A 21,295-nucleotide genomic window follows, 5' to 3' on the forward strand; every position below is an offset into this window, starting at 1 on the left:
TGGCCGCCGGTGGAACCCTGGGCGACGAGATTCTCGGATTCCAGACGAACCCGGCGTGCGCGCATTTCGGCCATCCCACCCGGCTGTCACACTCACGGCACGCCGAGCTTCGTGGAGCCCGTCTCCTCGACGGCCGGGGTCGCAAAGGGGCGTGTCGATGTCCACGTTCATCGAGATCAGACCGGTGGGCACCCTCGCGGCGCCACCGGACCGGGCCCGCGGCTCCGAGCTGCTGACCCTCGTGCGGGACGCGGGGTATCTACAGCGCGACCCGAGGTACTACGCCGGGCGCATCGCCGCCGACCTGACGCTGCTCGTCGGAGGGTGGGCCGCCTTCGTGCTGGTCGGCCGTTCGTGGTGGCAGGTGCTCGTCGCCGCCTGGCTGGGGATCGCGTTCACGCACATCGGTTTCCTCGGGCATGACGCGGGGCACCGCCAGGTGTTCCGCTCCCGGCGTGGGAACGACGCCCTCGGCATTCTGGCCGCGAATCTCGCGATCGGGCTGAGTTTCGGCTGGTGGGTCGACAAGCATCGGCGCCACCACCTCAACCCGAATCATGTGGGGCTCGACCCGGATATCGACAACAAGATGGTCTCGTTCTATCCGAAGCCGGCGCGGCGGCGCGGCCGGATCGCCCGACTGGTCGTCCGCCACCAGGTGGCGGTCATCTGCATCGCCCTTCCCCTGCAGGCATTCGTGCTGCATGTGAAAAGCGTGCAGTTCCTGGTGCGGGGCGGCGGTCGTCATCGCGGGCCCGAGTGCCTCGCGCTGGCGCTGTTCGCGCTGGGGTACGCCGGACTCGTGGCGGCCGTGCTCGACCCGGTACACGCGGTCGTCTTCGTCCTGGTGCAGCAGGGTGTGTTCGGCACCTATTTCGCGCTGGTGGTCGCGCCGAACCACAAGGGCATGCCGATCGTCCACGGCAGCCCGCGGACGGACTTCGTGTGGCGGCAGGCGGCCACGGCGCGCAACGTCGACGGTGGGCGCGTGGTCGACTATCTGTTCGGCGGCCTGAACCACCAGATCGAGCACCACCTCTTCCCGAGCATGCCCCGCAGGTCGCTGCGCCGGGTGCGGCCGCTGGTGCGGGACTTCTGCCGGGCCAACGAGATTCCGTACACGCACACGTCCCTGCTGAGCACCTATCGGCAGGCCTTCGGCTACCTGCACCAGGTCGCCCGGCTGGAGAACGCCGCCCGGCCGGAGAACGGCGTGCCCGCCGATCAGCGGGGCGTGGCGGCGACGAGCCCGGCGAGGTCGAGTGCGTCTCCGCTCACCTCGGTCAGCCACTCGTCGCGGACGTAGGTGAAGCCGCCGGTCTCGGTGTCGAACAGACCGATGCTGCCGGCCGTCACCCGCTGCTCGGGGTTGACCGGGTTCGGATCCCATCGGGTGGCCTTGGGCCGCACCAGCTGGTGGAGCACGTAGGAGGTCGTCGGGCCGTAGTGCCGCGGCTCGCCGGAATGGTGGTAGTGGCCGCCGACATGCAGCCGTGGCCGCAGGTGCTCGATGAGCCGGGAGAGCTTCGGCGAGCCCTGCACGCTCCCGCGCCGGTCGCGTGACATCCCGTACGGGCCGTCGTGGGTGACCAGGACGTCCACGGTGCCCGGCGCAGTATCGACGAGCCGGGCGTAGGCGACTTCGTCCAGATCCATCTTCCCGGCGGACTCGATCAGCCCGAGGAACGCCACTCTTGCTCCGGCGACCGTCACCACGCTCCCGCAGGCCACGTGGTGGTAGGCGCCCAGCGGGTCCACCGGCACGACCGCCGCGCCCGCGGCCGCCTCGTGCAGCGAGGCCAGCCAGTCGTGGTCCTCGTGGTTGCCGCTGACGAACAGCACCGAGGGGATGCGTTCGAGCGCGAGCCGCACGCCTTCGGCGAGCGACGGCGATGGATCCAGCAGCCGGAGGAAGTCGCCCTGGGCGGGATGATCCCGCCCGAAACGGCGGCTGGGCTCGTCGAGCCGGTCCGCCGACGGATAGGCGCCCAGATCCCCGACCTGGATCACGGCGCCGAGCCTGATTCCGCGCCGTTCCTGGAGAAGCACCGCCGCACCCAGCGCATGCAGCACACAACCGTGGACGTCGCCCACGAATGCAATGTTCATTTTCTGTCGACCTTCCGCAGGGAGCCAGGTTGAAGATGGCTCCGCGCCGGTCGGGCGGTACAACGTTGTGGTGTCAACCACCGGCACGGTAACGCGCGGATCCTGCGACGCCGGCCCGGTGACTCACATCCCAGCGTTCTACCGCTGTCTCGACGGCCGAGCCCTTTTCATCATCGACACGGACTCGCGGAATCCCTGACCGTGGACCGTGAGATGGCGAAGGCTCGCTGAGCCGGGTCAAGCGTCGCAGCCGTCTGCGGAGTCGTCAACAAGCCGTCGTCCAGGCGACTCCCGGCAGGGCGAGTCGGAAGCGTCGGGGATTTTGGTCGTTCTGGAACATGCAACAAAATCGCGAGCTTCGGACTTTGGCTGTGCCGGATCCCCGGGGGATGGCCAGGCGGCGAGTGGACACGGGCCGCGAGGCCGATGCCGGGCGCGGGCAGGCTACCCGGCTGCGCGGTTCTCGGCGACGGCCTCGCGCACCGGGGCACCGGTGACATCCTGCGCGGCGACGTCAGGAACAGCGGACCCACCCAGCGGCTCGCCGTGCCACTGAACCAGGTTCCAGCCAGCCGCGGGATCGCCTTCGATCGTGACCATCCCGGTGTTCGAGAGCCACCGATCCTCGACGGAACCGACGCCACCGACCCGTATACCGACCCAGGCCCGGATCGCGGCACCATGGCTGACGAGCAGGACGGTGTCGTGATCGTCATGCGCGGCCGCGATGTTCGTGACCGCGGTGTCGTATCCGGCGACGAACCGGCGACCGTCGTGCCCACCCGGCATCGTGCGGTCCAGATCGCCGTGGATCCAGTCACTGATGACGTCGAGGTAGGTCGTGACGGCTTCCTTGTCGCTGCGCAGCTCAAGGTCGCCGGCGGCGATCTCCTCGATGCCCTGCTCGACCTTGGCCAGCAGGCCGCATGCGTTGGCAAGAGGGGCCGCTGTGAGCTGGGTGCGGACCAGGAGCGAGGTGTAGATCGCCGAGATCGGCTTCCCGCTGAGCGCATCGGGCAGTGCCCGTGCCTGCGCGTGACCGAGCGCGGTCAGCCCGGCACCCGGCAGCCCTGTATCGAGGGCACCGGCGACGTTGGAAGGGGTTTGGCCGTGTCGGAGCAGCATCAGGCGCATCGTGACCGAGTCTAGCCAGCGGCTGACGTCGCGGTACCGGCCATCGCGAGATCAGGTCTGCCCGGACTCCCCGGATCCGACCAGGGTAGGTCCTCTCTCCACGGTCAGGCATGGAGAGAGGACCTACGGGTTTGGACCTGCTCGTTTCTAGCTGTTCACCGGCTTGGTGAGGTCGTAGACGGTCTGGCCGCCCACGGTCAGCGCGGTGAAGTTCTCGGTGACCCACGTCGAGATCTCACTGTTGCCGCCGAAGCCGCCGCCCCCGCCGCCGAAGCCGGGCAGACCGCCGGTGCCCGTCGCCGCGTCGCCGCCGGTGTTCTGGTCACCAGCCCCGGACTGCGTGCCGCCGTTGGTCCCGGACTGGGTGCCTCCGGTGCCTCCGGACTGCGCGGTTTCGCCGGTGCCGCTGGTCGCGGTGTTGGTGAACATGCCGCCACCCATGCCACCGGCGATGAAGTAGTGGATCTCGCCGTCGTTGACGTACTGCTTGAACTGCTCCAGCGTGATCGCCGGATCGCTGCCGGACCAGCCGCCCATCGCCATCACCGGGCTGCCCCCGCTGGCGAGCTCCATCGACGCGGCCGACTGCGAGGTGCTCGTCGCGGCGACCCAGCGGTAGCCCTCGGCGCCCTCGGAGAGGAGTTTGCCCAGCTCGTCGCTGACGTCCTCGCCCATGCCCCCGCCGCGCATGCCGCCGTCCGCGCCCGTTCCGCCGTTCCCGGTCGTGCCGCCGTTCCCGGTCGTGCCGCCGCCCGGGAAGCCCTGACCGCCTCCGGGGAAGCCCTGACCGCCGCCTGGGAAGCCCTGACCGCCGTTCGCCTCCACGATGCCCGGCCCGCCGCCCGTGCGTCCGAAGCCACCCATGCCGCCGCCGGAGGGGCCTGCCAGGGGGATCGAACCGGTATGCGGCTGTGAGGCGGTCTCCAGCGCGTAGCCCGCCGGGGCGGCCAGCGCGCCGAACGCGACGACCACGGCGAGCGCGACCACCGTCCTGCGGATCACGCGCTGGCTTGCGACCGCGGCGACCGCCCCGACCCGGACCAGATGCGGGCCCGCGAGTACCGCGACCGCGCCCACCAGACCGGCGACCAGCACCGGCAGCCGCAGCCAGCCCTGCCAGTCGTCGTTCCGCCCGAGCAGGACGTACGGCCAGATCGAGGCGGCCGTGATGCCCGCCGCCAGGAACACCCGGGAGATGATCTCGCCGCGGGCGCGCCAGAGCTCATGCAGCCCGATCGCGATGGTGCCGGCGATGGCGGGGGCAAGCGCCACCGAGTAGTACTCGTGGACGATGCCCTCCATGTAGCTGAAGGTCAGGCCGGTCACCAGCATCCAGCAGCCCCACAGCACCAGCCCGGCGCGGGCCCGGTCGGTACGCGGCGCCCGCCGGGTCGCCCACAGACCGCCGACCAGCAGGACGAGCGCGGCCGGCAGCAGCCAGGAGATCTGGTCGCCGAAGTTGTCGCCGAACATCCGGTCGAGGCCGGTGGCGCCGCCGAAGCCGCCACCCCCACCGGGGCCGTTCATCGTGAACTCGCCGCCTCCCGGCGGGCCGCCGTTCGCGCTGAAGTACTGCTCGATCTCGGTAAGCGCGGCCTGGCCACCGGGGAGGTTGCCTCGGCCGCCGCCACCGCCGCCCGGGCCGTTGCTCTCACCGAAGATCCGGCCCAGGCCGTTGTAGCCGAACGCCAGGCCGAGCACGCTGTTGTCCTCGGAGCCGCCGATGTAGGGTCGCGAGCTCTTCGGCCACAGGTCGGTGGCGAGCACCCACCAGCCGGCCCCGACCAGGATGCCGCCGACGCCGGCGAGCACCCCGCCGACGCGGCGCCACCAGCCGGTCGGCGCGGCGATCAGGTACGCCAGCCCGAAGGCGGGAACCACCAGGAACGCCTGCATCATCTTGGTCAGGAAGGCGAAGCCGACGGCCACACCGGCGGCGACCAGCCACCGCCAGGACGCGGCCTCCAGCGCGCGGGTGACCGCGTAGGCGCCGACGACCAGCAGCAGCACGAGCAGGGCGTCCGGGTTGTTGAAGCGGAACATCAGCACCGCGACCGGGGTGAGCGCGCACAGCACCCCGGCCAGCAGGCCGGCCACCGGACCGGCGACCCGGCGGACGGTGGCGTACAGGAGCCCGACCGTCGCGACCCCGCACAGCGCGTTCGGGACGAGCATGCTCCAGCTGGAGAAACCGAAGATGCGTCCGGACAGCGCCATCATCCACAGCGAGGCCGGAGGTTTGTCCACGGTGATGAAGTTCGACGAGTCCAGCGACCCGAAGAACATCGCCTTCCAGCTCAGCGTGCCGGCCTGGACGGCCGCCGCGTAGAAGCTGTTCGCGTTGCCCGAGGCGCCCAGGTCCCACAGGTAGAGCACCGCCGTGGCGGCGAGCAGTGCCAACAGCGCCGGGCGCACCCAGCGTGGATCGTCCGGCCGGCCACGGACCAGCCGGGTGAACCGCCCACCCGCGGCCGCATCACTCGTCCGGTGCCCAGCACCCGGGTTTCGCGGGCCGGGCTGGGCCGGCCGCTCCGGCTGGGCCGGTTGCTCCGCCGCCCGGATGTCCTCGTCCTCCGGACCGCGCTGCACCGGCGGCGGGATGACCTCGGCCTGGCTGGCCGCCGCTGAGCCCGCCGCCGGAGAGCCGCCCCCGTACTGCGCGGCCGGAAGGGGCCGGCTCGCGTATGGCTGGCCATAGGCAGGACCACCGGAAGGCGGCCCGCCGGGCAGCGCACCCGCGTTCGGCTCACCGGAACGCGGCGCCTCGGCATCTCTGTTGACTGTCATCGATCCTTTTCCGGGTTCCGGGGACGGGCCTGGGACTGGGCCGGGGGACGGGCCTGGGCCTGGGGCTGGGGCTGGACGGCAGCGGACGCCGGAGGCGTTCGCGGCGACGTGGGCGGAGACGGAGCGGGCACGACGGCGGGCCTGGGCGAGGACACGACCTTTCCGGGCGTCCCGTCGCGGCGCGGGTGGAAGACCCAGACGCGGAAGGCGACGAAGCGCAGCACCGTGACCACCAGGTTCGCGATGACGAGCACCGCGAGCTCGACCCCGCGGCCCGGTTCGTCGGCGAGGGTGTGCAGGCCGGCGAGCGCGCCGCTGGTCAGGGCCAGCCCGACCGCGAAGATCACCAGGCCCTCGACGTGGCTCCGGGCGCCGACACCGCGGACGCCGAACGTCAGCCGGCGGTTGGCGGCGGTGTTGGCGACCGCGGTGAGGAGCAGCGCGAGAAGGTTCGCGGCCTGCGGGCCGAGCCACCCGCGCAGCAGGACGAACACGATCAGGTAGGCGACCGTGCTCGCGACGCCGATGGCCACGAACCGGACGAGCTGCCGGACCAGCCGAGGCGGAACCTCCGGCAGATCAGACGTCAGCGGCGCGCGGCCGAGCTGGGCGCGCAGCTGACCGATGGGTAGCCGGCCGGTTGCCAGGGCCCGGCCCACCCGCGCCACGCCGCGCAGGTCGGCGAGCGCGGTCGCGACGATGTCGACCCTGCTGTCGGGGTCGTCCACCCAGTCCACCGGGACCTCGTGGATCCGCAGGCCGCAGCGTTCGGCCAGCACCAGCAGCTCGGTGTCGAAGAACCAGGCGGTGTCCAGCACCAGGGGCAGCAGACGGTGGGCGGCCTCGGTCCGCATCGCCTTGAAGCCGCACTGCGCGTCCGAGAAGCTGGCGCGCAGTGTCGTGCGTAGCAGCAGGTTGTAGCATCGGGAGATCACCTCACGCTTGGGCCCGCGCACCACCCGCGACCCGCGCGCCAGGCGGGACCCGATCGCCAGGTCCGAATGCCCGGAGATCAGCGGCGCCACCAGCGGCAGCAGCCCGCCGAGATCGGTCGACAGGTCGACGTCCATGTAGGCGACGACGCGGGCGGTGCTGGCCAGCCAGACCTGCCGCAGCGCCCGACCGCGGCCCTTCTGCTCCAGGTGGACGGCCCGGACGTCGGTCAGCTCCTGGGCGAGCCTGGACGCGCAGGCCCAGGTCCCGTCGGTGCTGGCGTTGTCCGCGATCGTGATGACGGTGCTGAACGGGAAGGACTGCCCCAGGAAGGCGTGCAGCCTGCGGACACTGGGGCCAAGATCGTTCTCTTCGTTGTAGACCGGAATGACGATCTCGACATCCGGGCCTGTCGCGTCGGTGCCTGCGGTCGCAGGCCCTGAGGTCACGCCCGAAAGTGGCCGCGACTCGACATCGTCCAGCATCATGGCGCCAGCGTTGCCGAGGAGGCTGGCGCTAGCCTTTGGCTCGCCTGTGAGCCAGCTATGAAACGCGCCAATAAAAACCGAGCCATTTATGGTGAGTCGGGGTCTTTTCGGTTCACGCCTCCCGCGGGAAAGCGCGCCAGGCGCACCTGGAGATATCCAGCCGGATAACTCCAGGTGAACGCCGCGGAGCGGGCGACGGCCGACCTCCGGGATCAGGCCCCAGGCAGGCCCAGGTCGGGCCCCGAGCAGGCCCAGGTCAGGCGGCTGGTCAGCTGGCCGTGGGGAGGGTCAGCGTGGATCCACCCGCGCCGGTCGCGACCGTGACGTCGACTGGAGTCTCGTTCTGGGTGAGCATGTCCGAGGCGCCGCCGGAAACGCGCACGGCGATGCGGTGGCCGGCCGCGAACTGCCAGTCGTCGGGCCGGATCGCGACGGTGAGGGTGACGGGTGAACCAGTCGGCACCGATGTGGGCGTGACGCTGGACGACCGGTGGCTGGCACGGAGGAAGCCGTTGTTGACCAGCGTCTCCTTGCCGTCCGGCCCGATGTCGAGCAGTTCGGCGTAGAGGTTCGCGTCGGGGCCGGACAGGGTCGCCTTCAGCGTGAGAGCCGGCCGGCCGAACAGGGATGTCGGTGCGGTCAGCGCGCTGGTGCTGAACAGGACGGACCCGCCGGCCGTGGACGGATCCTGCGGCTGGTGGAACGTCTTCGTACCGGCCGTGGGGTCGGCCGTGCCGAGCGAGCCGTCCGCGTTGAGGGCGAAGGACTGTGTGACGGTGCCGGTCGGCCGATAACCGGTGATCTCCCGCCAGCCCGGCGAGGTCGCGCCGCTACCGGTACCGGCATGGCTGACCAGGGTCGGCTGGGCCGGGATCGGGACGTTCGGGAGCTTCATCACCCAGTGGTCGAACCAGGCGAGCGCGATGCCCGGGGAGAGCCCTTCGGAGTTACAGACACCCCCGCAGTTCGGGTAGAGCAGCGGGCTCAGGTGGGGCCACTGGCCGTAGATCGCCCAGGTCCGGTCGAGCGCGCCCTCGATGTTGGTGAACTGGCCGGAGCGGAAGTACTGGTCGACCCAGCCGCCCATGGTGAGGACCGGAACCTTGATCGAGTCGTAGCGGTCGGCGAAGGACCGCGACTGCCAGTACTCGTCGTAGGTGGGGTGCGCGCGGTTGGCGGCGTATTCGGCCTCGGTGTTGACCGCGCCACCGGTGATCGTCTGGGCGATCCCGGGCCAGTTGTCGATGCTGCCGCCCTCGGTGGATTTGATGCCGCCCGGGTAGATGACGTCCTGGTAGAGGTTCGCGGGCGACTGGAGCGGGGCGATGGCCACCAGATGCGGCGCCTGGTTGATGGCCGCGCCGTAGGTCGTCTGGCCGCCGTAGCTTTCGCCGGTCATTCCGATCCGGCCATTTGAATAGGGCTGGGTGGCCAGCCATTCGACCAGGTCGCGGGCGTCTTCTCCGTCCTGCGCCGACATGGCGTTCTGCCAGGTTCCCCCGGACCCGCCGGTGCCCCGCAGGTTGCAGATCAGTGCGTTGTATCCGTGGGTCGCGAAATACGTGCCCTCGCCGGCGACGTAGGACGTCCGTAAGATCGCGTACGGGGTGAACTCGACGACCAGGCCGGGAAACTTTCCCGAGGCCGGTGAGCCGTCGGTTGCCGGGCGGACCAGGGTGCAGCTCAGCGGGGTGCCGTCCCGGGTCGGCACCGTGATCTCGGCGGAGACGGCCTGGTGGGTGGCCGGCCGGTCGTAGCCCCACCAGGCTTTCGTGGCATCCGACATCGGTGCGGCGGCGACCGGCGTCGGCGCCGATGCCGCGGATGTCGCCGGTGTCGGCCTGTCGGTGCCCCCGGTCGACGAGGACGAGCAGGCGGCGAGCGCGAGGACGGCGATCGGAACGAGGCTGTGGGCGAGCGTGCGTGTGTGGACGGCCATGAGACTCCTCCAAAATGTGTGGCAGAGTCTGCCATGCAATTTGGTGAAGGTCACGAAGTTGTCGGCCGACCTGGTGCTCCGCGCGGTGAGCGAAGCCGTCCTGTCCTAGCCGGGCGGACAGGGGCCCACCGGCTCCAGCTCCCCGGCGGCGAACGCCGCGTAGATCATCGGAAGGTCGCAGCCCCGCGCGGGATCGAGCCCGGTCAGCGCCGATGCCCGGCGCAGCCGGTAGTCGATGGTGTTCGGATGAACGTGGAGGCGGTCAGCCGTGCGGCGGCGGTCCAGCCCGCAGGAGAGAAAGACGCGCAGCGTCTCCAGGAGGTACGGCCGGGTGGCCAGCGGGCGCAGCAGGGCCGCGAAGTGGTCGCGAGCGGGGCCGGGCCTGGACATCTGATAGTCGAACGCCACGTCGCCGAGCTGGTAGATCCCGGCCGGCCGGCTGGACGCGCGGGCGACGTGGCGGATCTCGGCTGCCAGCCGGGCGGCGGAGGCGACGGCGTCCGGCCGGGCCGGCACGGCCCCGGCCATGACCTCCGCGCGCGTGGCACACCCGAGGCGGTCGGTCAGGGCGAGCAGCCGCTCCCATTCGTGCGGCGCCAGCATGTCCGCGGCCGTCTCTCCAAGCGTCCCCCCGGTGGTCTCCTCCTCGTCCAGCGGGACGAGGAGGAGACCACCATCTGCGGACAGCATGTCGAGCACGGTTCCGGAGGCGTTGCCCTCCACCTCCGTACGCATTCGGCGCAGCTTGCGGCGCGCGGCGACGGCCCGATCGCCAGCGTTCGCGCCGAGTTCGTCCGGATGCGGCCCGACCTCCAGGCTGATCACGGCGTAACGGGCGGGCAGCTGGACCGCTGCTCGGGCGGCGGCGTCTTCCGGTCGTTGTCCGGCCAGCAGGGCGGACAGGACGGCCCGGCGTTCCCCGTGTTCCTCGGCGACCGTCGCCAGTCGGCTCTCCAGGTAGCCCGCGAGGACCTCCGGCATGACCTGACCGAGAAACCGCAGCAGCAGGCACGCGACCTGCAGCGCCGCCGGGAGATCCTCGGGTTCGGCCGCGGTGACGACGCTCTGCGCGCAGACGTCGGCGCCGACGTGGTAGGCGCTGACCAGCACCTCGAGCGGGACGCCCTCGTCGGCCCGCAGGCTCGCCGACTCCCGGATCTCCCGCAGCTGCCTGCGGCTGGGAGGTCCGCCGGTGCGCAGCGTGTCGACGAACAGCCGTACGCACGACCGCACCAGCCCGGCGGTGTTCCCGTGGAGCTCGGCGGGCGGCATGGACGCGTGGCCGGATACCCGCTCGGACAGTTCGATCACGATCGACGCCGACAGCTCGGAGATCCGTGCCGAAAGCCACCTGTCCACGGAGACACCGTCGAGACGTAGCCCGACCTCCCCGACAACCGTCATGCGGAGCCGGTTGCCGGTGCCGGTGCCGGCGTCGGCGTCGGTGCGAAGGCGGAGGGGGTGGGGGCGCCCTGGAGGGTCCAGCCGGGGCCGGACCGCAACCAGCCGGCGGAGGCGGCGGTGCCGCCGTCGACGCTCATGGTGGTGCCGGTGATGTAGGCGGCACGGTCGGAACACAGGAACACGGCTGCGTCGGCGATCTCGGCGGCGATGCCCTCGCGGCCGAGCGGGACGTAACGCTCGATGCCGGGAACGCGCTCGGCCGGTGGACCGGGCAGCGTGTCGGGGTCGACCGGGCCGCGCATGATGCCGCGGATGCCGGCGGTGGCGGTCATGTCAGGGGCGATCGCGTTGATCCGGATGCCGGTCTCGGCGAGCTCCAGCGCCATCGTGCGCGTGAAGTTGATCATTCCGGCCTTGCAGGCGGCGTAGACCGCGTACATCGGGGCGGCCCGCATCCCCTCGATGCTGGTGATGTTGACGATCGAGCCGCCGCCCCGCCGCGCGCCCTCGCTTCCGCGCGCCTCACCGGCAGCCGCGTTCCCGGTGCCAGGGTTCCCGGTGCCAGGGTTACCGGCGGCGACGGTCTGGGCGATCAGCGGGGCCGCGGTCGAGGTGGCGGCCAGCATGCTGACGAGGTTGATGTCGATGTGCCGCCGCCAGCTGCGCTCGCTCTGGTCGAGGAACCGGCTCGCCTTCACCCCGCCCGCGTTGTTGACCAGGATGTCCAGCCGGCCGAACTCGGCGTGCGTGGCGGTGATGGCGTCGGCGAGCGCCGCGGTGTCCATGACGTCCGCGGGCAGCGCGACGGCCAGCCCACCCTCCTTCTCGATCAGTTCGGCGGTGGCGGCGGCCCGGGTCGGGTCGATCTCGACCAGACCGACCCGCACTCCGGCCGCGGCAAGCCCGCGTGCGATCGCCTGCCCGATGCCGGCACCCGCGCCGGTCACCACCGCCGCCCTGCCGGTCAGCCCGAGATCGAACATCGCCATGACGTCATCCACTCCTGTTACTCGTGATTGCTCGTACTCAGGTCGCCCTCGTGTTTTCGGGTCGCCCTCACGGCCGTGGCCGTTCAGCCGTGCCACGCCAGGATCGCGGCCTGCTGGGCGCGGTAGGCCGCGAGCACCTCCTCGAAGCCGCGGTGCAGGTGCTGCGGGGCCGGTTCGTTCCGGCCGAACAGCACATGGTCGACCATTCCGAGGCGTAGGCCGGGCTCGGTGCGGCCCGCGACCCAGAAGTCCTCACCGTCGACGACCGTCTCGCAGATCCACGGCGCCATGTCGACCGCCTTGGAATGCTCGGCCTCGGTCAGCCCTGGTCGCAGGTAGGAGGTGTGCACGACCTCGGAGGACCTCTCGTCGACCGGCAGGACCTGCCAGAGGTCGATGTGCCGGGCGTCGAAGGTGAGGCTGACGTTCGGGAACAGCGCGTACTGGTAACTGAAGTGTCCGGAGACGTCCCCCCACTCGGCCTCGGGGCGCTCCCGCAGCTCGGCGATCGACTTCAGCGCCGAGGTGTTGCGCAGGTGCCGGCCGAACGGGTCGAAGGTCAGCACGCCACCGACGGCGTAGCCGGCGAGGGTGTCCTTGTGCAGGTAGTTGAAGTGGTAGTTCTCCCGGAACGTGTCCAGGGTGACCTTCCAGTTCGCGCCGACCTGGTGGACGTGCGGCTCACCATGCGGCCGCCAGCTGGCGAAGTCGAGCATCGCGAGCTCCTCGGCCAGGCCTGGGCCGAGGTAGTCGTCGACGTCGATCGGCGAGCCGGGGCGCAGCCGGCCGACGATCAGCCCGTGGCCTTCCGCCACCTCGAGGCGGATGAGGCCGTACTCCGCCCGGTCGATCCCGGCGAAGCCCTCGGGGACGGGTATCCGGCCGAGCCTGCCGTCGAGGCTGTAGTTCCAGGCGTGGAACGGGCAGGTCAGCCGGATCGCCTCGCCGGCGCCGTCGCACAGCCGCACTCCGCGGTGCCGGCAGGCGTTGACGAACGCGTGCACCTGGCCGTCGGCGTCCCTGCTCAGCAGCACCGGGGTGCCGAGGATGTCGACGGCCCGATAGGTCTCCGGCTCGGGCAGCGCGCCGGACAGGCACAGCACCAGCGGCTGCTCGAGGAACAGCGCGTCGAGCTCCTCACGCTGGCGCGCCGCCGAGTAGGCGTCGGCCGGCAGCCTCATGACGTCCTCGGCCATGTCCGTCGTGCGCCGCTCGATGTGGTCGAGCAGCCGGCGCGCGATGTCGTGCTCCAGCGCTGTCCTGCCGGTCCTCGCGATGATCCCGTCCACGTTCGTCTCCTGTGTCTCTTTCTCCTCTGGCTCCTCTGGCGTGGGCCGCGGGGTCAGTGGATGTAGCGGATGTTCTGCTCGGACACGCACACCGGCCTGGGCCCGACGGAGGTGAAGGTGTGCCGCAGCCGGGCCTGGACGGCACCGCCCAGCTCCTCGACGGCGAGGATCTCGACGCGCAGGCCCAGCGGGTCCGAGACGAACATCGGTGCGGGGAACCGCACTCGGTCGAAGCCGTAGAACACCGCGTCGGACGCGCGGACGGCCAGCGCCCGCCGTTCGAGCTCGGCCCCGAGGGAGAGGGTGAGCAGGCCCTGCACCGTTGCCCGGCCGAGCGGGCTCGCCCGGGCCCGTTCCTGGTCGACGTGCATCCAGTGGTCGGCGCCGGTCATCGTCGCGAACCCGCGGACCAGGTCCGGACCGACCACCAGCACCGGCTCGGCGACGAAGATCGCCCCGACATGCCGGGCCAGCTCACGACTGTCGATGGATGTCGCTGTGCCGGATGCCGGTGTGCCGGATGTCGGTGTGCCGGCCACCGCGACCGGCTCCGTGCCGGGTGCTGTCGCCACCGGCTCCGGGTCAGACGTCATGGACGGGTCGCCGGGTCGGGCGCCGGCCGGTGGTGCCCTCGGTGAAACCGACGTACTGCCTGGTCCGGCCGCGGGGATCGGACGTCCCGGTCATCCGTGGGCCCCAGGCGACCATCCCGCCGTCGGCCAGCACGTGGGTTCCGGTGAGGAAGACGCTGTCCGGGCCGGCGAGGAAGGCGACGACACCAGCGATGTTCTCCGGGCGGCCCAGATCCGGCCACGGCTGGAAGGTCGCCAGCTGGGCCTCGATCGCGGCGGCGTCCCGGCCCATCACCAGCGGGGTGTTGACCAGGCCCGGGCATACCGCGTTGATCCGGATGCGGTGGGCGGCGAGCTCGACGGCGGCGTTGGCGGTGAAGTTGATGACCGCGGCCTTGGCCGCCGAGTACGCGGTCAGGCCGCCGCCGCCACCGACTCCTGCGACGGAGGCGTTGTTCACGATCACCCCACCGTCACCCTGCGCGATCATCGCCCGGGCGGCGTGCTTCGTCCCGAGGAACACCCCGCGGCCGATCACGGCGAAGGTCCGGTCCCAGTCGGCCGCCTCGGTCTCGACCAGCGGCCCGAACGCGCCGCCGATGCCGGCGTTGTTGAACATGACGTCGATCCGGCCGAACCCCTCGACGGCGTCGCCGACGAGCGCGGCCACGCCGGACTCCTCGGTGACGTCGGTGGGCACGAACCGCAGGCGGGCCGGGTCCGCGACCTCGTCCAGCAGCGCCTGCGCGTTCGCCTCGTTGAGATCGCCGAAGACCACCTGGTCGCCTTCGGCGAGGAAGCGCAGCACGGTCGCCCGGCCGATCCCACTGGCCCCGCCGGTCACGACGGCGACCCGGGCGGTTCGCTGGTCAGACATGCCAGGCCCCAACAGCGAAATGAATGTTCACCCTGATCTCCTGCTCAGCGGCCACGATGGTCCGTCTTTCCGGGTTCCTTCGGGTGGGGCATGCTGTGAATCGGTGGGGCGGCACGCTGTTCGACCGCGGCGGCCAGCCGCCGCACCGCGGTGCGGTACTCGGCGAGCAGCGCGTCCTCCGCCCGGTAGTCGAACCGGTCGGTGAACGAGGGGCTCGCGGCCGGGTCGAAATCGGGGTGCTCGGCGTACCAGCCGACGAGCTCGGCGAGTGCTTCGACCGGGTCGACGACCGGGAGGTAGCCCAGCTCCCGGCGGGCCTTCTCCGTGCTCACGACGACATGGGTCGCGGTCGTGCCGGCGAGCGGAAGCAGCGTGGTGGTGGCCTCGACGGCGATCTCCCGGGGCAGCCCGACCAGCTCCAGGTCGGCTCCCATCAGCCGGGCGATCGTCGCGGCCCAGTCGTGCAGCGACCAGCTCGTCGCCTCGCCTGCGTTGTAGACCTGGCCGGCGGCCACGGCCGGGGCGTTCAACACGGCCAGGACGAACGCGGCCGCGTTGGCGGCGGCGCAGCGGCTCTGGAGCTGGCCGCCGCCATCGGGAAGGATCATGAAGGGGCGGCCGTCGCGCACCCGCCGCACCACCGACCACTCGGCCGGTCGGGCGTTGTTCGGGCCGAACAGCGTCGGGAAGCGCAGGATCGTCGCCTCCGGGTGGGCGGCGCGGACAGCCGCCTCGGCCTGGGCGAGCCGGTGGGAGAACGCCAGCGCGGTCGCGGCGGAGCCGTCCCGGACCACCGGATGATCCTCGGTCACCGGGACGGGCAGTGCCAGCTGGCTCGGGTGTGGGAAGAAGCCCTGGTAGACGGGTACCCCGCCGACGGCGACGAACTGGCCGCACCGCCCGGCCAGCGCGGGCGCGAGGTGCTTGAGCCGCCCGTACATGGCCACCACGGCGTCGAAGACCCGCCCGTCGAGGGCATCGTCGATCGACTCGCGGAAGTGCGGGTCGCCGTGGATGTGCTCGACGTCGGCCAGCTCGGGCGGCTCGTGGGCGCCCCGGTGGAAGATCGTGACCTCGTCACCGCGGCCGAGTAGACCGCGCACGACATGCGGCCCGGTCGGCCCGGTTCCGCCCACAACCAGCACCCGCACCGTCTGTCCGTCCTCTCCACCAGGTCGAGCCGAGGCCCTGTTCGCGCGAGGGCCCGCTCCGCCGATGACCGGAGTGGGGCGCCGCCGCCTCCGTTATGGCCTGTTGAGCTGGCCCGCATCGACCGGGATGACCGTCCCGGTGATGTAACGGGCGTCGTCCGACACCAGCCAGACGATGGCGTTCGAGACGTCGACCGGGTCCACCGCCCAGACCGGCAGCGCGTTCTCCAGCGCGCGGGCGAGCGCGGGCGGTGCGTGGCCAAGGACGGCCTCGCGGTCGCCGTTGGCGGCCATCGGCGTCTTCACCGTCGTCGGGGCGACGCTGGTCACCCGGATGTTGAACTCGGCCAGGTAGTTGGCCCACGAGCGCATCAGGCCGATGACGCCGTGCTTGGCGGCGGTGTAGCCCAGGAAGCCCACATCGGGAATCCCGACGCCGACGAGCCCACCGGTGGAGCTGGTCAGGACGATCGCCCCACCCTGGCCACCCGCGATCATCGACGGGATCGCCACCCGGCCGGTGTTCCACACCCCGGTGAGGTTGACGGCGACGACGTCGTCCCACTGCTGCTGCGCGGCGATCTGCCCGCCCGGCCCGATACCGGCGTTCGCCAGCACGATGGTGACCGGGCCCAGCTCGGCGGTGCCTTCGTCGAACGCCTTCTGCAGTGCATCGAAATCGCGGACGTCGGCCTGACGGGCGACGATCCGCCGCCCGAGGTTCTCCACGGCCTTCACGGTCTGGGCCAGGTCGTCCGGGGTGGCCATGGGGTAGGGCACCGAATCGAGCTGGGCGCAGATGTCAATCGCGATGATGTCAGCGCCCTCCTCCGCTAACCGGATCGCGTGGCTGCGGCCCTGCCCACGCGCCGCGCCGGTGATGAACGCGACCTTGCCGTCGAGCTTTCCCACAACGTCTCCTCAGAAAAAGTGCGGTGATGCCGGTCAGACGACGACGGGCAGGTTGTTGTAGCCGCGCACCGTGCTGGTGTGCAGCCGCACGGCCCGGTCGGTGTCGACCTCCCAGGTCGGGAACAGCCGCAGCGTCTCCTCGATCGCGACGCGCCCCTCCAGCCGGGCGAGGGAGGCTCCGAGGCAGAAGTGGATCCCGTGGCCGAGGGTGACGTGGCTGTCGAACCGCCGGTGGATGTCGTAGCGGTCCGGGTCGGGGTACTTGCGCTCGTCGCGCCCGGCGGACCCGGTGAGCAGCAGAACCTTCGAGCCGGCGGGGAGCGTCGTGTCGTGGAGCGTGACCTCGTCGAGCAGCATCCGCCCCTGGACGGGGGAGGGCGGCTCGTAGCGCAGGGACTCCTCCACCGCGCCCGGCACCAGCGACGGGTCGGCCACCAGCTCCGCACGCTGGTCGGGGTGTTCGGCCAGCAGCCGGCACATCCAGCCGAGCAGCCGGACGACGGTCTCGGTACCGGCGCTGACCAGCTCGTTGGTGACCGCCCCGGCCTCCGCGGTGGTCAGGCGGCGCGGCCCGTTCTCCGTCGGGACCTCCGCCTCGACGAGCGCGGTCATCATGTCGTCGCGCGGGGCCGTGCGCCGGGCGTCGATCTGCTCGCAGAAGTACTCGCGCAGCCTGGTCGTGGCCTGCCGGGAGATGTCGTTGGCCATCCCGCCGCCCTCCACGATGTGGAAGGTCTCGTCGATCGTCTTCCGGACCTCCTCGCGGTCCTCCTCGGGAACCCCGATCAGCTCGGAGATCACCCTGGAGGGAACCTGGGCGGCGAAATCCTGGATGTAGTCGAACCCGCCCGAGCCGACCAGGGGCTCGAGCAGATCGGCGCAGATCTTGCGGACGTTCCCCTCGAGCGCGGCGACCCGGCGCGGGGTGAAGGCCCGGGACACCAGGCCGCGCAGCGTGTCGTGGTCCGGCGGGTCCTTGAAAATCATGAAGTTGGACTGCAGCGGTTCCGGCCCCATGATTTCCAGGAGGGTGCCGTAGGCCGAGCTGTAGAGCTTCGGGCTGCGATGGGCACGCTCGACGTCCGCATGCCGGGAAAGAGCGTAGAAGCCGAACTTCTCGTTGTGGTAGAGGGGTTCTTCGTCACGTAACCGGCGCCAGACCGGGTACGGGTCGACATCGATGTCCTTGTCGAAAGGGTCCCAGTACGGATCGACCACGGCTGACCTTCCTGCCTTCCTGTTCCGGTTCTCGAAAACGTGGGCCGGTGTCACGCGACGACGCCGCGCACCTTCAGGTCGAGGATTTCTTCGATGTCGAGACCGAGGCCGGCGAGGATCTCGTCTCCGTGCTCGTTGAACTCGGGCGCCCGGCCGGGCGGGGCGGGATGCTCGTCGAACTGCACCGGCGAGGCGACCAGCGAGAACGGGAAACCATCCGCGGTCTCACACGGCTGCAGATAGCCGTTGGCGACGGACTGCGGGTCGTTCGCGGCTTCCAGGGTGTCCTGCACCACGGCCCACTGCCCGATGAAGTCCGCCAGCGCCGCACGCCATTCGTCCACGGTGCGCTGCGCGAACAGCTCCCGCAGGGCCTCGGTGGCCTCCGCGCTGTGCGCCATCAGCGATTCGAAGTCGGCGAAGCGGGGGTCGGTGGCCAGGTCGGGGCGTCCGACGCACTCGCAGAACGGCAGCCAGTAGCGGCCGGCCTGAAGGCAGGTGAGGGCAAGCCACCGGCCGTCCTTCGTCAGATAGTTACCGACCAGCGGGTTGCGCCGCGGGGCGTCGGCCGGCGGCGGTGCCCAGCCCTGGCCGAGGGTGACCGACAGCCCGATCGTCTGCCCCATCGCCCACATGGCGGACGACATGAGCGAGACATCCACCACCGTCGCCTCGCCGGTGCGCTCGCGGTGGAACAACGCCATCGCCGTGCCGCCCGCGATGGTCATCGCGCCGATCGAGTCACCGAAGCCCGGCCCCGGGGGGAACGGCACGTGGCCGTACTCGGGCTGCATGATGCCCAGCGCCACACCGGCGCGGGCCCAGAAGGCGAGGCCGTCGTAGGAGCCCTTGTCGGCGTCGGGGCCGCGTTCACCCTGCCCGGTGCCCCGCACGTAGATGATGTCCGGGTTGTGGGCGCGGATGTCCTCGAGGTCGATTTTCAGCTTCTTCCGGACCCGGGGCAGCTTGTTGGTGATGAAGACGTCCGCGGTCGCCGCGAGCCGGTAGAGGATCTCGATGCCTTCGGGTGAGGCGATGTCGAGACCGAGGCTTCGCTTCCCGCGGTTGGAGTGCTCGAGCAGGACATGCACGTTCTCGGGGACGATCGCCGTCCCGGTCGTCGCCAGCCCGCGCATGGCGTCGCCGCGTTCGACGTGCTCGATCTTGATGACTTCCGCGCCGAGATCGGAGAGGATTGCCGAGGCGGCGGGCACGAAGGTCTGTTCGGCGACCTCCAGCACGCGCACACCTTTCATGACGGCAGCCATGTCATTCCTTCCTGAAGGAAACCGAAGGCTCTCAGGACACGTACGTCTCGCCGAAGCCTCTGATGAAGTCGAGGGTGGCGGCAGGTTCCCGGGTGAAACAGGTGATCATGAGATCGGTGACACCGACGCGCTCCAGCTCGGCGATGGCCTCGCGATGGCGGTCGGCGTCCAGAGCCGGGTCCTTGATCTCGTGGTACGAGTAAAGGAAGGTCAGCGGCTCGGTGCGGTCATTCGCCGCGGCCTGTTCGAGCACCCCGCCGATCATCTCGCCCAGTTCCGCGGTCGAGCCGATCGCGACGGTACGGGCGGTCGTCGAGAGCGACGGTGGACCGGACATCGGCATCCAGCCCTGCGCCCGCTCGGCGACGCGCCGTCGGCTCAGTCGCGAGTTCCCGCCGATCCAGATCGGGATCGGATTCTGCACGGGCCGGGGCAGGGCGATGACGTTGCGGGCGTCGAAATGCCGCCCGGTGTAGCTGAAGGCCTCTCCGCTCCAGTGCAGCGGAAGTGTGTCGAGGACCTCGTCGAAAAGGGCGTTGCGCTCCTCCATGTCCACGCCGAGGGCGAAGAACTCCGACTTCTGGTAGCCCGCACCGAGCCCGAGGACAAACCGCCCGCCGGAGAGCTTGTCGAGGGTGGCGGCCGCCTTGGCGAGGATGAACGGGTTGCGGTAGGGCGCCACGGTGAGGTGGGTGAGCAGGCGCAGTCGTTCGGTGGCCGCCGCCGCGAACGCGAGGCCGACGAACGGATCGAAGCTCTGATGACCGCCGGAGGTCAGCCACCTGGCACCGGGAATGGGATGATCGGTGAGGGCGAAGCCCTCGAAACCCGCTCGTTCGGCCTCGGCCGCGATATCACCCAGCGATCCCGGGTCGAGAATGTCGCCGTCGAGCCCGGAGGTCTCCGGGTAGTGGAAGAAATACTTCATCGTCACCTCGTCGAGAGTCCCGACATCTTCCTTTTCCTTTGTGGGCCGCTCAGCTGTTGGCCGCTCAGCCGATGGTCAGCGGCAGCGTCTCCCAGCCGCGAACGGTCGAGGTCTGCGCGAGCTTCGCATCGGCCCAGTCGACGTCCCAGTCGGGGAAGCGGGTGAGCATCTCCTCGAGCGCCACCCGGCCCTCGAGTCGGGCCAGCGCCGCGCCGAGGCAGTAGTGGGCACCGAAACCGAAGGAGACCTGCTGGCTGATCCGGCGGCGGATGTCGAAGCGGTCCGGGTCGGGGTAGCGCCGGTCGTCCCGGTTCGCCGAGGCGACGAGGAAGATGAGCGCGCTGCCGGCGGGAACCGTCGTGTCGTGGAGAACGACATCCTCGGTGACGTAGCGCGCCATGAACGGGGCCGGCGGCTCCATCCGCAGGATTTCCTCGATCGCGTCGGGAATCAGCGACGGGTCGGCTGCCAGCTCGCGGCGCGCCTCCGGCTGCCGGGCCAGCAGTGACCCGATCCAGCCGATGAGCCGGCCGGTCGTCTCGTTGCCGGCGCTCGCGACCACCGTGACGTAGCCCAGTACCTCGTCACGCGTCAGCGTGCGGGTCGCACCGTTCTCGTCGGTGAACTCGGTGGTGAGCAGGTCGGTCATGAGGTCGTTCGACGGGTGATCCCGGCGCCAGTCGATGTACTCACCGAAGACCTCGCCGGACAGGATGGCACCCTCGGAGAGGTCCATCTGCCCGCCGTCCTCGGTCCGCAGCCTGTCGTCGAACTGGTCGCGCAGCGCCGCCTGGTCGCTTTCGGGAATACCCAACAGCATGCCGATCACCCGCATCGGCATCTCGGCCCCGACCTCTTTGATCAGGTCGAACCGCTTCTCGCCGACCAGCGGGTCCAACACGAGCCGGCAGTAGTCGCGCACCTTGCCCTCGATCGAGGCGATGCGGCGAGGGGTGAACACCCGCACGAGCAGGCGGCGGTGGATGTCGTGGATGGGCGGGTCCTCGAAGATCAGGGTCCCCGGGGGAATCTCCAGACCGGATTTGATCAGCTCGAGAATGCCGCCGCGGGCGGAGCTGAACCTCCGCCAGTCCGGCAGGCCCTGCTCGCAGTCGGCGAACCGGCTGACCGCGTAGAAGTCGTGTTTCTCGTTGTAGTAAAGCGGAGCTTCTTCTCGTAACCGCCGGTAGATCGGGTACGGATCCACCGCGAACGCCGGGTCGTACGGATCCCAGTAGACCGGGTCATCGCCTGTCGTCGTCATGTCTCATCCACGTCGCGTAAGGGCCACACGTCT

At 70.6% G+C, this 21,295-nt stretch carries 17 protein-coding genes; 1 reads left to right on the plus strand and 16 read right to left on the minus strand.

Features of this window, described 5'->3' with window-relative positions; translation table 11 throughout:
* The first annotated feature begins 157 nt into the window (after positions 1-157).
* Positions 158-1,306 carry an acyl-CoA desaturase gene (locus ACG83_RS36080; RefSeq protein WP_083473891.1) on the plus strand — a complete coding sequence of 383 codons (1,149 nt, stop codon included), beginning with the start codon at positions 158-160 and terminating at the stop codon, positions 1,304-1,306.
* Here the strand turns inward: ACG83_RS36080 and ACG83_RS36085 are convergent.
* The 16 genes from ACG83_RS36085 to ACG83_RS36160 all read right to left on the minus strand — a co-directional run bounded on the left by ACG83_RS36085 (position 1,225) and on the right by ACG83_RS36160 (position 21,262).
* Positions 1,225-2,109, minus strand: a complete 885-nt coding sequence (locus ACG83_RS36085) for a metallophosphoesterase (RefSeq protein WP_054570738.1) — start codon at positions 2,107-2,109, stop codon at positions 1,225-1,227. The two genes, ACG83_RS36080 and ACG83_RS36085, sit on opposite strands and share 82 nt — an antisense overlap.
* 444 nt (positions 2,110-2,553) lie before the next feature.
* Entirely contained in the window at positions 2,554-3,243 is a 690-nt protein-coding gene (locus ACG83_RS36090; RefSeq protein WP_054570739.1) for a histidine phosphatase family protein, read from the minus strand.
* Between the two features lie 147 nt (positions 3,244-3,390).
* The gene (locus ACG83_RS36095) at positions 3,391-6,030 is read right to left on the minus strand and encodes a glycosyltransferase family 39 protein (RefSeq protein WP_054570740.1); all 2,640 of its coding nucleotides are present in this window, start codon (positions 6,028-6,030) and stop codon (positions 3,391-3,393) included.
* A complete protein-coding gene (locus ACG83_RS36100) occupies positions 6,027-7,451 on the minus strand; it encodes a bifunctional glycosyltransferase family 2/GtrA family protein (protein ID WP_054570741.1) in 1,425 nt (474 codons plus the stop codon). The genes ACG83_RS36095 and ACG83_RS36100 overlap by 4 nt, the downstream gene beginning before the upstream one ends.
* A gap of 268 nt (positions 7,452-7,719) precedes the next feature.
* On the minus strand, positions 7,720-9,390 hold the full coding sequence (locus tag ACG83_RS36105) for a CocE/NonD family hydrolase (protein WP_054570742.1): 1,671 nt from the start codon (positions 9,388-9,390) through the stop codon (positions 7,720-7,722).
* Positions 9,391-9,495: 105 nt separating this feature from the next.
* A complete protein-coding gene (locus ACG83_RS36110) occupies positions 9,496-10,794 on the minus strand; it encodes a CdaR family transcriptional regulator (protein WP_054570743.1) in 1,299 nt (432 codons plus the stop codon).
* Complete coding sequence (locus ACG83_RS36115; RefSeq protein WP_054570980.1) at positions 10,791-11,783, minus strand: SDR family NAD(P)-dependent oxidoreductase; 993 nt, start codon at positions 11,781-11,783, stop codon at positions 10,791-10,793. Before ACG83_RS36115 ends, ACG83_RS36110 begins: the two co-directional genes overlap by 4 nt.
* A gap of 83 nt (positions 11,784-11,866) precedes the next feature.
* On the minus strand, positions 11,867-13,072 hold the full coding sequence (locus ACG83_RS36120; RefSeq protein ID WP_054570744.1) for an aromatic ring-hydroxylating dioxygenase subunit alpha: 1,206 nt from the start codon (positions 13,070-13,072) through the stop codon (positions 11,867-11,869).
* A 53-nt stretch (positions 13,073-13,125) separates the two neighbouring features.
* Positions 13,126-13,665: a MaoC/PaaZ C-terminal domain-containing protein gene (locus ACG83_RS36125; RefSeq protein WP_083473862.1), complete on the minus strand. Its 540-nt coding sequence runs from the start codon at positions 13,663-13,665 to the stop codon at positions 13,126-13,128.
* Positions 13,655-14,521 carry an SDR family NAD(P)-dependent oxidoreductase gene (locus ACG83_RS36130; protein ID WP_054570746.1) on the minus strand — a complete coding sequence of 289 codons (867 nt, stop codon included), beginning with the start codon at positions 14,519-14,521 and terminating at the stop codon, positions 13,655-13,657. Before ACG83_RS36130 ends, ACG83_RS36125 begins: the two co-directional genes overlap by 11 nt.
* Positions 14,522-14,565: 44 nt before the next feature.
* A complete protein-coding gene (locus tag ACG83_RS36135; RefSeq protein WP_054570747.1) occupies positions 14,566-15,672 on the minus strand; it encodes an NAD(P)-dependent oxidoreductase in 1,107 nt (368 codons plus the stop codon).
* 93 nt (positions 15,673-15,765) lie between these two features.
* Positions 15,766-16,584, minus strand: a complete 819-nt coding sequence (locus ACG83_RS36140) for a mycofactocin-coupled SDR family oxidoreductase (RefSeq protein ID WP_054570748.1) — start codon at positions 16,582-16,584, stop codon at positions 15,766-15,768.
* A gap of 33 nt (positions 16,585-16,617) precedes the next feature.
* The gene (locus tag ACG83_RS36145) at positions 16,618-17,802 is read right to left on the minus strand and encodes a cytochrome P450 (RefSeq protein ID WP_054570749.1); all 1,185 of its coding nucleotides are present in this window, start codon (positions 17,800-17,802) and stop codon (positions 16,618-16,620) included.
* A 50-nt stretch (positions 17,803-17,852) separates the two neighbouring features.
* Entirely contained in the window at positions 17,853-19,070 is a 1,218-nt protein-coding gene (locus ACG83_RS36150) for a CaiB/BaiF CoA-transferase family protein (protein WP_054570750.1), read from the minus strand.
* Between the two features lie 31 nt (positions 19,071-19,101).
* Positions 19,102-19,998, minus strand: coding sequence for an LLM class F420-dependent oxidoreductase (locus ACG83_RS36155; protein ID WP_054570751.1), 897 nt, complete (start codon positions 19,996-19,998; stop codon positions 19,102-19,104).
* A 64-nt stretch (positions 19,999-20,062) separates the two neighbouring features.
* Complete coding sequence (locus ACG83_RS36160; RefSeq protein ID WP_054570752.1) at positions 20,063-21,262, minus strand: cytochrome P450; 1,200 nt, start codon at positions 21,260-21,262, stop codon at positions 20,063-20,065.
* Positions 21,263-21,295 lie beyond the last annotated feature (33 nt).

This window comes from Frankia sp. R43 (genome assembly GCF_001306465.1).
GTDB classification, from domain to species: domain Bacteria; phylum Actinomycetota; class Actinomycetes; order Frankiales; family Frankiaceae; genus Parafrankia; species Parafrankia irregularis.